The organism is Bradyrhizobium betae, from assembly GCF_008932115.1.
Lineage (GTDB): Bacteria > Pseudomonadota > Alphaproteobacteria > Rhizobiales > Xanthobacteraceae > Bradyrhizobium > Bradyrhizobium betae.
This window is the reverse complement of sequence record NZ_CP044543.1, coordinates 3,195,881-3,208,781: the sequence shown is the minus strand read 5'-3', so window position 1 is coordinate 3,208,781 and position 12,901 is coordinate 3,195,881. Positions and strand designations below refer to the sequence as shown.

At 66.4% G+C, this 12,901-nt stretch carries 11 protein-coding genes and 1 pseudogene; 2 read left to right on the top strand and 10 right to left on the bottom strand.

Features of this window, described 5'->3' with window-relative positions:
- Positions 1–64 precede the first annotated feature (64 nt).
- From F8237_RS15310 to rsmI, 7 genes are all read right to left on the bottom strand, one after another.
- Entirely contained in the window at positions 65–1,357 is a 1,293-nt protein-coding gene (locus tag F8237_RS15310) for a CpaE/TadZ family protein (RefSeq protein WP_151645846.1), read from the bottom strand.
- Positions 1,354–2,088, bottom strand: a complete 735-nt coding sequence (locus F8237_RS15305; protein ID WP_151645844.1) for a CpaD family pilus assembly protein — start codon at positions 2,086–2,088, stop codon at positions 1,354–1,356. The genes F8237_RS15310 and F8237_RS15305 overlap by 4 nt, the downstream gene beginning before the upstream one ends.
- A 52-nt stretch (positions 2,089–2,140) precedes the next feature.
- Positions 2,141–3,658: a type II and III secretion system protein family protein gene (locus tag F8237_RS15300; protein ID WP_151645842.1), complete on the bottom strand. Its 1,518-nt coding sequence runs from the start codon at positions 3,656–3,658 to the stop codon at positions 2,141–2,143.
- A gap of 13 nt (positions 3,659–3,671) precedes the next feature.
- Positions 3,672–4,490 (bottom strand): Flp pilus assembly protein CpaB, encoded by an 819-nt coding sequence (cpaB, locus tag F8237_RS15295; protein WP_151645839.1) that lies wholly within the window; start codon positions 4,488–4,490, stop codon positions 3,672–3,674.
- 458 nt (positions 4,491–4,948) lie between these two features.
- Positions 4,949–5,893 carry a glutathione synthase gene (gene gshB / locus F8237_RS15290; RefSeq protein ID WP_151645837.1) on the bottom strand — a complete coding sequence of 315 codons (945 nt, stop codon included), beginning with the start codon at positions 5,891–5,893 and terminating at the stop codon, positions 4,949–4,951.
- A 10-nt stretch (positions 5,894–5,903) separates the two neighbouring features.
- Positions 5,904–6,335: a YraN family protein gene (locus F8237_RS15285; protein ID WP_151645835.1), complete on the bottom strand. Its 432-nt coding sequence runs from the start codon at positions 6,333–6,335 to the stop codon at positions 5,904–5,906.
- On the bottom strand, positions 6,322–7,272 hold the full coding sequence (rsmI, locus tag F8237_RS15280; RefSeq protein ID WP_151645833.1) for a 16S rRNA (cytidine(1402)-2'-O)-methyltransferase: 951 nt from the start codon (positions 7,270–7,272) through the stop codon (positions 6,322–6,324). Before rsmI ends, F8237_RS15285 begins: the two co-directional genes overlap by 14 nt.
- Before the next feature lie 338 nt (positions 7,273–7,610).
- On the opposite strand from rsmI, the gene F8237_RS15275 reads away from it, so the two are divergent.
- A complete protein-coding gene (locus F8237_RS15275; protein WP_201280196.1) occupies positions 7,611–8,864 on the top strand; it encodes a penicillin-binding protein activator in 1,254 nt (417 codons plus the stop codon).
- Between the two features lie 119 nt (positions 8,865–8,983).
- Here F8237_RS15275 and hemW read toward each other — a convergent pair whose 3' ends face one another.
- Genes hemW through rph form a run of 3 tightly spaced genes read right to left on the bottom strand, consistent with a single transcriptional unit; the run spans position 8,984 to position 11,545 of the window.
- Positions 8,984–10,168: a radical SAM family heme chaperone HemW gene (hemW, locus tag F8237_RS15270; protein WP_151650558.1), complete on the bottom strand. Its 1,185-nt coding sequence runs from the start codon at positions 10,166–10,168 to the stop codon at positions 8,984–8,986.
- Between the two features lie 16 nt (positions 10,169–10,184).
- The gene (gene rdgB / locus F8237_RS15265) at positions 10,185–10,820 is read right to left on the bottom strand and encodes an RdgB/HAM1 family non-canonical purine NTP pyrophosphatase (protein WP_151645831.1); all 636 of its coding nucleotides are present in this window, start codon (positions 10,818–10,820) and stop codon (positions 10,185–10,187) included.
- 11 nt (positions 10,821–10,831) lie between these two features.
- Positions 10,832–11,545 carry a ribonuclease PH gene (gene rph / locus F8237_RS15260; protein WP_151645829.1) on the bottom strand — a complete coding sequence of 238 codons (714 nt, stop codon included), beginning with the start codon at positions 11,543–11,545 and terminating at the stop codon, positions 10,832–10,834.
- Between the two features lie 174 nt (positions 11,546–11,719).
- Between rph and hrcA the strand changes: the two are divergent.
- Positions 11,720–12,802: pseudogene (hrcA, locus tag F8237_RS15255) on the top strand (heat-inducible transcriptional repressor HrcA); the annotation flags it as partial.
- Positions 12,803–12,901: the final 99 nt, after the last annotated feature.

The window sequence follows — 12,901 nt, the reverse complement described above, 5'->3', positions numbered from 1 at the left end:
GCCTCTTGTCAGATGCGTTTTCCTGACGCGAACCGGGATCCACTTCGCTCGAAAACGCTTTTCCTCAAGACGCCTTGCGATGCGGGGCCGAGCTGCGGCCCGTCCTGCCCTTCAGCTTCTTCAGCAGCGGTCCGAACAACGAGCTCTTCGGCTTCTTGACCTCGCCGCGACCGGCGAGACGGTTCGCCATGTTCTGAAACAGAAGCGTGGTGCGGTGGCTCTTGGAGACCTCCGCGATCATCTGGCCGTTGTTGGCTGCGGTCGAGAACAGCTTCGAATCGAACGGGATCACCGCGATCGGCTGGCTTTCCATGGTCTTGGCGAACGACTTGACGTCGATCTCCGCGCGCTTGTGCATGCCGACCTGGTTGATGCAATACAGCGGCGGCCGGTCGTTCGGCCGCGCCGCCTTCAGCACGTTCAGCATGTTCTTGGTGTTGCGCAAGTTCGCGAGATCGGGCTCGGCCACGATGACGATATCGTCGGCGTTGACCAGCGCGCGGCGCGTCCAGCCCGACCATTGGTGGGGAACGTCGAGCACGATGCAGGGCGTGGTCATGCGCAGCGTGTCGAAGATCGCATCGAAGGCTTCGGCGCCGAAATCGTAGACGCGGTCGAGCGTCGCGGGCGCCGCGAGAAGGCTGAGGCGCTCGGTGCATTTGGAGAGCAGGCGCTCCATCAGCGCCGTATCGGGGCGGTCCTGCGACAGCACCGCATTGGCGATGCCCTGCACGGGGTCCTGATTGTAGTCGAGGCCGGCAGTGCCGAAGGCGAGGTCGAGATCGATCACGACGGAATCGAGCGCGAGGTCGCGCGCGATGGTCCAGGCCAAATTGTGCGCGACGGTGGAAGCGCCGACGCCGCCCTTGGCGCCGACCACCGCGATCACGCGGCCGGTGATGATGGCCTCGGAGGCCGAGAACAAGCTGCAGATCGAGCGGACGACGTCGAGGGTTTCGACCGGCCCGACCACGTAATCGTTGACGCCGCGGCGCACCAGCTCGCGATAGGGCGCGGTGTCGTTGGGATTGCCGATCACGACCACGCGAGTGCCGGGATCGCAGACGCCGGCGAGATCGTCGAGGCCCTCGAGAATGTCGCGCGTGCCGTCGGATTCGATCACGATGACGTTCGGCGTCGGCATCGTGTCATAGACTTCGATGGCAGCGGCAAGGCCGCCGCCCTTGGCGGTGAGATGCGCCTTGGCGAGACGGCGATCCTGCCCGGCCGCGGTCACCGCGGCGAGCGTCTGCTCGGTCTCGCAAAACGCCTGCACGGAAATGCGAGGAACCGGCGCAATGTGTTCCTCGGGGTGGCGCGGATCGCCCGCGTCTTCGTCGTCGAGAATGCCTGTCATTTGCCGGTGTCGCTGAGTTTGGCCTTGTCGGCCTCGGGATAGGTGGTCGTGGTGGTCGAGCCCTTGCGGTAGCGCTCGAAGGCGATGTCGCGCCGTGCGGTATAGGCGGGCGTCTCGGCTCGCGGCTGCTCGAGGTCGGCCGGGTTGTCGATCATGGCGGCGAGGTTGCGCTGGGTGGCGCAGCCGAGATTGAAGTAGGGCCGGTTCTCGTTGTAGCCGCGGTCGAGGATGTTCGGACCCATGTCTTCCGGCCACAGCCCGCAGGGACCGGCGACCGCGGCGATCTTCGAAAAGCTCAGGCGGATGGTCGGCAGCAGGCCGGGATCTTCAGGGCGATAGGGATGCTGGACGATGGCGCGCGACGGCACGCCGCCGGATGCGAGCACGGACCTGATGTCGTGATAGGTCGCCGCCGCGGCGCGTGAATTCGCGGTGTCGACCGGCACGTCGACGACGACGGAGCCGGTGCCCTCGCGCACCCAGTCCCGGGCGATGCCCGCGACGTCGGAGCGCTGCGCGGCGGAGAGGCCGCCTCGCGCCTTGCCGACGAAGATCACGATCGACTTCTTGCCCTCCTGAACCGCGATCGGGTGGCGCTGGCGGTAATCGGTCGGCACCGTCTGGGTGACGATCTCGCCGGTGGTGTTGCAGGCGCCCAGCATGACGGAGAGCCCCGTCAGTGCGAGCGCGATCCGCAGATTGCGGCGTCGATCGGCTGATGTTGTCGTCATCGCCTGGTCCCCTCTTGCCCCGTTTCTTGCCCCGGTCCCCAAACCGTCCGCCTCAGTCGATGATGAAACCGAAATCGCCGCGGTCGCCTTCGATTGGATCGACACGGCGCGCGATGCCATAGAGGCGGTTCATGCGGCCGAGCAGCGCCGTCTGTGCGTCCGAGGCCGGCGCGAAGCCGTCGTCGGGCCGCGACAATTCCTTCTGGGCAACCGCGCGCACCACATAGGGTGTCACGATGACCATCAGCTCGGTCTCGTTGTTGACGAAGTCCTGGCTGCGGAACAGCGCGCCGATGATCGGCACCTGGTCGACGCCGGGCAGGCCGTTGATCGCCTGCTTGGTGTGCTGCTGGATCAGGCCGGCCATCGCCATCGAGCCGCCGGAGGGAATTTCCAGCGTGGTCTCGGCGCGGCGGGTCTGTACCGAGGGAATGGTGATCGAGTTGCTCGAGGTCGAGGACACCGCCTGCGTCAGCGTGATCGCGTTCGTGTTCGACAGCTCCGAGACCTCGGTCATGACGCGCAGGCTGATGCGGCCTTCGCTGAGCACGACCGGGGTGAAGTTCAGGGAGATGCCGAACTTCTTGTAGGTGACCTGGGTGGTACAGACGTGAGTGACCGGATCGCAGGAATAGCCTGCGGGAATCGGGAATTCGCCGCCGGCGATGAAGGTGGCGGATTCGCCCGAGATCGCCGTCAGGCTCGGTTCGGCGAGCGTGCGCATGACGCCGGCGCTTTCCATCGCGCGCATCGTGGCGCTGACGGTGGCGACGCCCTTGGCGAGCCCGGCCACGCCGAGCCCGTTGCTGCCGACGATCGGCCCGCCGCTGACCGAGAACGGGTTGGAATTGTTGAAATTCACCACCGCGGTGCCGGCATTCAGGCTGGCGCTGAGATCGACGCCCAGCTGCTTGACGATGTCGCGCCTGACTTCACCGACGACGACCTTGAGCATCACCTGGTCGCGGCCGCGCACGACGATGTTGTTGACGACCTTGTCGCTGCCGCCGACGAGCTTGGCGGCGACGTCGCCGGCCTGCTGTGCTTCAACCGGGCTCGACACCGAGCCGGTCAGCATGACGCTGTCGCCGACGCCTTCGATCTGCACGCCCGGCAGCGACTGGCGCAGCGCGGTGCGCATGCCGTTGAGGTCACGCTTCACGGCGATGTCGTAGGAGGCGACCTGCTGGCCGTCGGAGGAGAAGAACACCACGTTGGTCTGGCCGACCTGGCCGCCGATGATATAGGCGCGCTGCGACGAACGGATCACCGCGTTGGCGATCTTGGGATCGGCCACCAGCACGTCCTTGACCTCGCGCGGCAGGTCGATGACGACCGACTTGCCGACGCCGAGCGACAGCGAGCGCGAGCGCGTCGGCGCGATGGTCGAAACCGGCGACACGCCGAGATCCGGTGCCTGCAACGGCGCCTGGTCACCGACCGGCGCATCCGCGGCGCTGACGAAGTCGGGAGCTGCGGCCAGCCCCAGCATCAGCATTGCCCCTGCCCAGAACGAGTGCGTGCGCTTCCCCCGAAGGCGCAGGCCCGTCCGATTGTCCCCGTAGTTCATGGTGTCCCCATCATCACTTCTGTGACGTCAATTGCCGCGCCTGTACCCCGTAACGAATCACGTTCACGCCGCCGCCCTGACGCTTGAGCGCCAGGTCTTCAGCCGAGAGGTCGATTGCGTTGGCATCGACGATGCTGCGCAGCGCGAGTGTCAGTGTGCCGGCCTGGCGCGCGACCGAGAGCGTGGCGACCTGGTCGAGCTTGAGCTCGAGCGTGACGGTCTTGCCGATGACGGCGTTCTGGCCGTCCTTTTCCTTCGGCGCCTGGTCGATCGCGAGCACGCGGATGTTGGTCAGGACGACCTCGGACAGGATGAGGTCGTTGCCGCCGGTCGGGCCGTTGGCGCCCTCGGGATTCTTCAGGCGCCGCGTCAGGACGATGTCGACGCGGTCGTTCGGCAGGATGAAGCCGCCGGCGCCGGTCTCGGCTGAAATTTCGGTGGAAACGGCGCGCATGCCGGTCGGCAGGATCGCGGCCATGAAGCCGGAGCCTTCGGCTTTCACCAGCTTCTGCTCGCGGATCGGCTCACCCTGCATCAGGGGGACGCGCGCGATCGAGCCGGCGATCTGGGTCTGTGCTTCGGGCCGGCTGTCGCGGCGGATGAAGGCGCTGCTGGCCGTTGCCGCCGGCCAGGACTGCCATTGCAGGTCCTCGGGCTTGACGGCCTGGCCGAGCTGGATGTCGTTCTTCGCGATCAGGACTTCGACCGTCGGCAACTTCTCGGCGACGGGAAGCGCGGGCGCGGGCTTGTTGTCGTAGCCGCTCGCCAGATACGCAGCGACGCCGCCGGCGGCCAGCGCGATGACGAGAACGACAATGCGTGCGGTGTTCATACGCTTCTACTCTTACGCGGGGCACTCGAACCGCACGTGGCGGGTTCCCCTGCATCGATGAGTAGGGAGTAAAAGTATAAGGGGTGTTGCGAGGCCGCGCGTGACGGCCGGTCACGATGCGCGTTCTGGGCGAATGGTGAACGGGGCGTTATCCGGTCGGCCAATGGCCCCGTAGTTTCACGCGTGACGGCTGCTGCGTTCGAATGAGGCGCGGGGCGTCATGGTGAATGGGTGGTTAGTGGTGAGGGAATCGTAGTTACAGTGCCACCGCAGCGTACAAGGAGCGATCCGTCATCCTGAGGTGCGAAGCTTGCGATGCAACGCATCGCACGCGGAGCCTCGAAGGATGTGCGGCCGCGATGCAGCCGGGCCGTCGCCCTTCGAGGGCCGCTGAAGAAGCGGCCGCCTCAGGGTGACGGTGATAGATTGAGTGTCCGGGCTACGAAGTTACGTGCGCTTTACCTCTTCCGCTTCTGCTCGATCACGTCCCAGACCTTCGCCGCGACATCGGGCCCGCCAAGCCGTGCAATGGCGCGGATGCCCGTCGGCGAGGTCACGTTGATCTCGGTGAGGTTGCCGTTGATGACGTCGATGCCGACGAACAGCAGGCCGCGCTCGCGCAGCGCCGGGCCGACGGTGGCGCAGATCTCGCGTTCGCGCGGGGTGAGCTCGGTCTCCTGCGCGGCGCCGCCGCGCACCATGTTGGAGCGGAGGTCGTCGGCGGCGGGCACGCGGTTCACCGCGCCGGCGAACTCGCCGTTGACCAGGATGATGCGCTTGTCGCCGTGCTTCACCTCGGGAATGAACTGCTGGATCACCCAGGGCTCCCTGAACGTCACCGAGAACATGTCGAACAGCGAGCCGAAATTCATGTCCTGTGGCATCACGCGGAACACCGCCGCGCCGCCATGGCCGTGCAGCGGCTTCATCACCACGGCGCCGTGCCTGTCGCGAAACGCGTTGATCTCGTCGAGGTCGCGCGAGATCAGCGTCGGCGGCATCAGCTGCGGGAAGTTCATCACGAACAGCTTTTCCGGCGCGTTGCGCACCGAGGCGGGATCGTTGACGACCAGCGTCTTCGGATGGATGCGTTCGAGCAGATGGGTCGAGGTGATGTAGGCAAGGTCGAACGGCGGATCCTGGCGCAGCAGCACCACGTCAAAGCCGTTCAGTGCCTCGCGCCTGGGCTCGCCCAGCGTGAAGTGATTGCCGGGCTCGTCGCGCACCGTCAGGAGCTGGACGGGAGCGACGATTTCCTCGCCGACCAGCGAGAGCTTGTCGGGCGTGTAATAGGACAGGCCATGGCCGCGCTTCTGCGCCTCCAGCAGCAGCGCAAAGGTCGAATCGCCCTTGATGTTGATGCGGGCGATGGGGTCCATCTGGACGGCGACGTTCAGTTTCATGGTCTGCCTTTCAGCTCGAGGCGTCGAATGCCGCCAACACATGGCGCGGAAGTGACCGCGGCGCAATCAGCATGGCGTCGAATCGCAACTCCAATTCGGCCTGCTCGGGATGCGCGACGAGCCAGCCTTGCGCGGCGTCGATGATGCGCTGCTGCTGGCGCGGTGTCACGGCGAAGGCGGCGTCATCCAGTGTCGCACGGGCCTTGACCTCGACGAAGGCGATCAGATTGCGGCGGCGCGCCACGATGTCGATCTCGCCATGCGGTGTGCGGTAGCGCCTGGCGAGGATGCGATAGCCCTTGGCCATCAAATAGGCCGCAGCGCGGCTTTCCGCGGAGATGCCGGTGCGGAACGCGGCGACGCGTTCGGGCGAGGCGACTTTCGGCGCCTTGGCGCGCTCGGCCTTGGTCCCGTCAGTCTTGGCCCCGTCAGTCTTGGCCATCGTCGCCCCGCAAATCCTTTGCGAGCCCGAGCGCGCGGGCATAGACCTCGCGGCGCGGCCGTCCCGACAGCGCGACCGCATGCGCGACGGCGTCCTTGACGCTATGGGTGGCGAGCTGCGCGCGCAGCAGATCGTCCAGCGCATCCGATGTCAGCCGATCGGCATCGGCCGCTGGCGGAGCGATCACCAGCACGAATTCGCCGCGTGTCTCCAGCGTATCGGCGTCGCGCGCAAGCTCAGTCAGTGTCGCGCGCGAAATCTGCTCGTGCAGCTTGGTCAGCTCGCGGCAGATCGCAGCTTCGCGGGTGCCCATGATCTCGGCGAGCTCGGCCAGCGTATCCTGCACGCGGTTGCCGGAGTCGAACATGACCAGCGTGGCATCGATGCGGGCAAGCTCGGCAAGGCGCGACCGGCGTGCGGCCGATTTCGCCGGCAAAAAACCCTCGAAGAAGAAACGATCGGTCGGCAATGCCGCGACCGACAGCGCCGCCAGCACCGAGGACGGGCCAGGCAGCGCATAGACCGCATGGCCGGCTGCGCAGACCTCGCGCACCAGCTTGAAGCCGGGATCGGAGATCAGCGGCGTGCCGGCGTCGGAGACCAGCGCGACCGAGCCGCCCCGCGCCAGCGCCTCCAGGATCTTCGGGCGGGCAGCTTCCGCATTGTGCTCGTGATATTGCTTGAGCTGCGCCGAGATGTCGTAGCGCTCGGTCAGGCGCCGCGTGATGCGGGTGTCCTCGCAGGCGATGACGTCGACGCCGGCGAGCGTCTGGAGCGCGCGCAGCGTGATGTCGCCGAGATTGCCGATGGGGGTCGCGACCAGATGCAGGCCCGGCGCCGCCTTCGGCGCGGTCAGCCGATGGGCGTCGATCGAGAAACCGCGCGGGGCGGCGTCCGTGGCTTCAGGTGTATTTATCGGGGCCGGCTTTGCGCGCATAATCAAACGAACTTAGGCATGATATCAGGGGCTGGGAACCGGTCCCGCGAAAAAGATCATGCCGAGGGAAGGGGTGGGAAGACTGGAATGTGATCCATCCGGCATCACATTGCAGAGGGAATGAAGCATCAGCGCCATATTCGCGGCGGAAACGCCGCCTTGATGCTGGGTGACGGACGGTGGACAGCTAGCCAGGACCTGAAGGGTGGCCGCGTTAAGCGGGTATTATCCTTTTGTTTTAGTTAACTATTTGCCGACAATATGCCTGAATCCGCGGCTTGTGTCGTGGAAAGAATGTAGTGACCGGCTGGCGAGGGCCGGTCAGAAGAGAAGCTGCCATGCCGGGCCCGCGTGATCCCAGATCTTCCTTTTCGGAGGAGTCTCCCGTTCAGGGGCCCCGATTCTCGGGAGCGACCCGGCGGAGCGCGGTCGGCCTGTTGCTCGGCACGCCCCTGCTGTCGGCCTGCGCCGGCGTGCAGCAGAGTCTCAGCCAGTTCTCCAATCCGTTCAGCAGCTCTTCCCCGCCGCCGGCCCAGCCGGCCGGCCCGCCGCAGCAGGCAACGACCGCCGGCACCGGTGGCGTCAAGGTCGCCGTGATCCTGCCGCTCTCGGCTGCCGGTAACGCGGGCCTTGCCGCGCAATCCATGCGCAACGCCGCCGAGATGGCGCTGGCCGAGTTCCAGAATCCCAACATCCAGCTCCTGATCAAGGACGACAACGGCAGCCCGCAAGGTGCGCAACAAGGCGCACAGCAGGCGGTCGACGAAGGCGCCGAGATCATCCTGGGGCCGCTGTTCGCGCAGTCGGTGCCCGCGGTCGCGCAGGTCGCGCGCACGCGGAGCATTTCCGTGATCGCGTTCTCGACCGACTCCAGCATCGCCGGCCGCGGCGTCTATCTGCTCTCGTTCCTGCCGGAGTCTGATGTCAACCGCATCGTCGAATATTCCGCCAGCATCGGAAAGCGCTCGGTCGCCGTGCTCGTGCCTGACAATGCCTACGGCAATGTCGTCGAGGCCGCGGTGAAGGCGGCGGTGCCGCGCCGTGGCGGGCGCATCGTCGCGTTCGAGAAATACGGCGCCGATCGCGCCACGCCGGCGCGCACCGTGGCGCAGCAGCTCGGCGGCGCGGATGCGCTGTTCATTGCCGATGACGGCGATGCCGTCGTCTCGGTGGCCGACGCGATGACCGCAGCGGGCGCGAATTTGCGCAACATCCAGCTGCTCGGCACCGGCCTGTGGGACAGCCCGCGCGTCTACGCCAATGCGAGCCTGCAAGGAGGTCTCTATGCCGCGCCGGATCCGGCCGGCTTCCGCGCGTTCTCCGGCCGCTATCGCACCAAATACGGCGCCGATCCGATCCGCACCGCGACGCTCGCCTATGACGCGGTTGCTCTCGTCGCCGCGCTCGCGCGCACGCAAGGCCCGACGCGCTTCTCGCCGGACGTGCTGACCAACCCTTCCGGCTTCGCCGGCATCGACGGCCTGTTTCGTTTCCGCGCCGATGGCACCAATGAACGCGGGCTCGCGGTGATGAAGGTGACGACCGGCGGTGGTGTGGCGGTCGCGGGCTCGCCGAAGAGTTTTGGGGCGTAGTTCGCGACGACGGTGCGGTAGGGTGGGCAAAGGCGCACTTTGCGCCGTGCCCACCGTCTATCCGTAAACGCCGTGAGAATGGTGGGCACGCTTCGCTTTGCCCACCCTACGGCGTCTTGCTACGCCGCAAGATCCGCGACCACCGCATCCAGCACCGGAAAGCCGCTGCTGGTCACGCGCAACCGCCCTGTCGCATCAACGACGATCGCGCCCTCTTCGCGCAGCAGCGCGATGCGTTTGGGATCGAGCGGGCGGCCGGAGAGCGCTTTGTAGCGCTCGGGGTCGATGCCTTCGGCCAGACGCAGTCCCATCAGCAGGAATTCGTCGGCACGCTCTTCGCTGTTGAGGAGATCGTCGGTGATGTTGCCGTGGCCGTTGGTCTCGACCCGCATCAGCCAGGCTTCGGGACGCTTCTCGGTGGCGGTGGCGTGGCGGATGCCGTCGATGTCGAGGCGGCCGTGGGCGCCGGGACCGATGCCGGCATATTCCTCACCGCGCCAGTACACCAGATTGTGCCGGCATTCGGCGCCGCGCCGCGCGTGGTTCGAGATCTCGTAGGCGGGCAGGCCAAGCTTGTCGCAGGTTTCCTGCGTGACGTCGTAGAGCGCGCGCGCGACCGCTTCGTCCGGTGTCTTCAGCTTGCCGGCCTGGTGCAGGCCGAAGAACGGCGTGCCCTCTTCGATCGTCAGTTGATAGAGCGACAGATGCTCGGCTGCTTCGTCGATCGCGAGCTTGAGTTCATCGGCCCACATCGCCGGCGTCTGGTCGGGGCGGGCGTAGATCAGGTCGAACGAATAACGGTCGAACGAACGGCGCGCGATCGCGACCGCATCGAGGGCCTCGCGCGCGCTGTGCATGCGGCCCAGCGCTTTCAGCGAGGCATCGTCGAGCGCCTGCACGCCAAGCGAGACGCGGTTGACGCCGGCGGCGCGATAGCCGGCGAAGCGGGTGGCCTCGACGCTGGTCGGATTTGCCTCCAGCGTCACCTCGACATCGCTGGCGACGCGCCAGTGCTTGCCGATGGCATCGAGCACGGCGCCGACGGTTGCCGGCTGCATCAGCGACGGCGTGCCGCCGCCGAGGAAGATCGAGGTGACCTTGCGGCCGGGGGCGCGCTGCGCGGTGGTTTCGATCTCACGCGCAAAAGCCGAAGCGAAGCGGGCTTCGTCGATCGCGGCGTGACGGACATGGCTGTTGAAGTCGCAATAGGGGCACTTCGACAGGCAGAACGGCCAGTGGACGTAAACGCCGAAGGCTTCGGAGTCTTGTTTTGACGCGCTTTCCTGGCGCGAACCGGTACCCACTTCGCTCGAAAGCGCTCTATCGCGGCTCAAGGCAGATCTCCGCCAGTTTCACGAAGGCGCGGGCGCGGTGCGACAGGCCGAGGCCGAGCGGCGGCAGGCCGTGCTTCTCGATGCTGGTCATCTCGCCGAAGGTGCGGTCATGACCGCTCGGCAGGAACATCGGATCGTAGCCGAATCCGGCTGTGCCGCGCGGCGGCCACACCAGCGTGCCGTCGGCGCGCGCCTCGACCTCTTCGAGATGATCGTCGGGCCAGGCGACGCAGAGCGCGGAGACGAAATGCGCGGTGCGCTTGTCCGGCGTGATCGCGCCGCGCTCCTGCAGCAGGCGTTCGATCTGCGCCATCGCCGCGGAAAAATCCTTGCTCGGGCCGGCCCAGCGCGCGCTGTAGATGCCGGGCGCGCCGTCGAGCGCGTCGACGACGATGCCGGAATCGTCGGCGAATGCGGGAAGCTTGGTTGCCTGCGCCGCCGCGATCGCCTTGATCGCGGCGTTGCTGCGGAAATCGTTGCCGGTCTCTTCAGGCTCGGGCAGGCCGAGCTCACCGGCCGACACCGCCTCGATGCCGTAAGGCGCGAGCAGCTCCTTCATCTCGGCGAGCTTGCCGGGATTGTGGGTCGCAATGACGAGCTTTCCGGTGATTCGGCGGTGCATCGGCTGATTGACTACGCCACGGCCAGTTTCTGCAAGTCCACGAGACGCGCGATGCCCTTCTGCGCCAGCGCGATCAACGCCAGGAACTCGTCCTGCGTGAACGGCTCGCGTTCCGCGGTGCCCTGCACCTCGATGATGCGGCCGTCGCCGGTCATGACGAAATTGGCGTCGGTTTCGGCCGCCGAATCCTCGGCATAATCGAGATCGAGCACGGGGGTGCCGTTGTAGATGCCGCAGGAGATCGCGGCGACGTTGTCGCGCATCACGTTGGTCTTGATCATGTTGCGCGCCTTCATCCAGCTGATGCAATCGGCCAGCGCCACCCAGGCGCCGGTGATCGAGGCGGTGCGGGTGCCGCCGTCGGCCTGGAGCACGTCGCAATCGACCGTGATCTGGCGCTCGCCGAGCGCTTCGAGATCGACGATGGCACGAAGCGAGCGGCCGATCAGGCGCTGAATTTCGACGGTACGGCCGCTCTGCTTGCCCGCGGCAGCTTCGCGGCGGGTGCGTTCGGAGGTCGCGCGGGGCAGCATGCCGTATTCGGCGGTGACCCAGCCGCGGCCCTGACCCTTCAGCCATGGCGGCAGGCGGTCCTCCAGCGTGGCGGTGACCAGCACATGGGTGTCGCCGAATTTCACCAGGCAGGAGCCTTCCGCATATTTGACCACGCCGCGCTCCAGCGTCACGGGGCGCAATTCGTCGGGCGCACGGCGGCTTGGCCGCATGAGAAATCCTCCAAAACTCTCGGAAAAGGGCTGTTCGCGGTGCTTGTAAGTGGGGTGAGGGTGAGCGGCAAGGCCTTTTCGGTCCCCAGGCAACCTTGAACCAACCGCAAGACCACGCTTGTCATGGGCGGTGCGGATAGACAAATTACAAGCGTCTGAGAGGAGTTACCGTTTGTGGCCCATCATGATCCGATCCATCTGATCGCGCCGCGCGCGGGCCTCGCCCAGCTCAACGAGCGTTCCCGCGACATCTTTCGTCAAATTGTCGAAAGCTATCTGGCGACCGGCGAGCCGGTGGGCTCACGCAATATCTCGCGCCTGATCGCCATGCCGCTGTCGCCGGCCTCGGTGCGCAACGTCATGGCCGATCTGGAGCAGCTCGGCCTGATCTATGCGCCGCACACCTCCGCCGGCCGTCTGCCGACGGAACTCGGCCTGCGCTTCTTCGTCGACGCCTTGATGCAGGTCGGCGACCTCAACGAGGCCGAGCGGCAGTCGATCCAGAGCCAGTTGACGTCGGTGGGCCACGTCCAGTCGGTCGAGGCGGCGCTGTCGGAGGCGCTGACGCGGCTGTCCGGCCTCACCCGCGCCGCCGCCGTGGTGCTGACGCCGAAATCCAATTCGCGGCTGAAGCACATCGAATTCGTCCGGCTGGAACCCGAAAAGGCGCTGGTGATCCTGGTCGGCGAGGACGGCCAGGTCGAAAACCGCGTCTTGACGCTGCCGCCCGGAGTTCCCTCTTCGGCGCTGACGGAGGCCGGCAATTTCCTCAATGCGCGGATTCGCGGCCGGACGTTGGCCGAGGCCCGGCTCGAGCTCGAAACTGCACTCGGCGAAGCCCGTGCCGAGCTCGACCAGCTCACCCAGAAGGTGATCGCGGCCGGCATCGCCAGTTGGTCCGGCGGCGAGAATGAGGACCGTCAGTTGATCGTGCGTGGCCACGCCAATCTGCTGGAGGATCTGCACGCGCTGGAGGACCTCGAGCGGGTCCGGCTGCTGTTTGATGACCTCGAGACCAAGCGCGGTGTGGTGGATCTGCTTGGACGCGCCGAGACCGCCGAGGGCGTCAGAATCTTCATCGGCTCGGAGAACAAGCTGTTTTCCTTGTCAGGCTCCTCCACGATCATCTCGCCCTATCGGGATGCCGCCGGCCACATCGTCGGCGTTCTGGGCGTGATCGGGCCGACACGGCTGAATTATGCCCGTGTGATCCCGACCGTGGACTACGCCGCCCGCATCGTCAGCCGCCTTCTGGGGGCTGACCGGCGGTCCCGCGATCACGGGCGCTTGATTTTCACCGCCCGAAGCACGATATCCGGGCGAGAAAACTACCTGCGACGAATTCGAAAAGAGACC

Coding starts and splice junctions, on each gene's coding strand:
- rdgB (WP_151645831.1), bottom strand. CDS start 10,820: ATGCACCGCCGAATCACCGGAAAGCTCGTCATTGCGACCCACAATCCC.
- F8237_RS15275 (WP_201280196.1), top strand. CDS start 7,611: ATGCCGGGCCCGCGTGATCCCAGATCTTCCTTTTCGGAGGAGTCTCCC.
- F8237_RS15300 (WP_151645842.1), bottom strand. CDS start 3,658: ATGAACTACGGGGACAATCGGACGGGCCTGCGCCTTCGGGGGAAGCGC.
- gshB (WP_151645837.1), bottom strand. CDS start 5,893: ATGAAACTGAACGTCGCCGTCCAGATGGACCCCATCGCCCGCATCAAC.
- cpaB (WP_151645839.1), bottom strand. CDS start 4,490: ATGAACACCGCACGCATTGTCGTTCTCGTCATCGCGCTGGCCGCCGGC.
- F8237_RS15310 (WP_151645846.1), bottom strand. CDS start 1,357: ATGACAGGCATTCTCGACGACGAAGACGCGGGCGATCCGCGCCACCCC.
- F8237_RS15305 (WP_151645844.1), bottom strand. CDS start 2,088: ATGACGACAACATCAGCCGATCGACGCCGCAATCTGCGGATCGCGCTC.
- rph (WP_151645829.1), bottom strand. CDS start 11,545: ATGCGGCCAAGCCGCCGTGCGCCCGACGAATTGCGCCCCGTGACGCTG.
- F8237_RS15285 (WP_151645835.1), bottom strand. CDS start 6,335: ATGGCCAAGACTGACGGGGCCAAGACTGACGGGACCAAGGCCGAGCGC.
- rsmI (WP_151645833.1), bottom strand. CDS start 7,272: ATGCGCGCAAAGCCGGCCCCGATAAATACACCTGAAGCCACGGACGCC.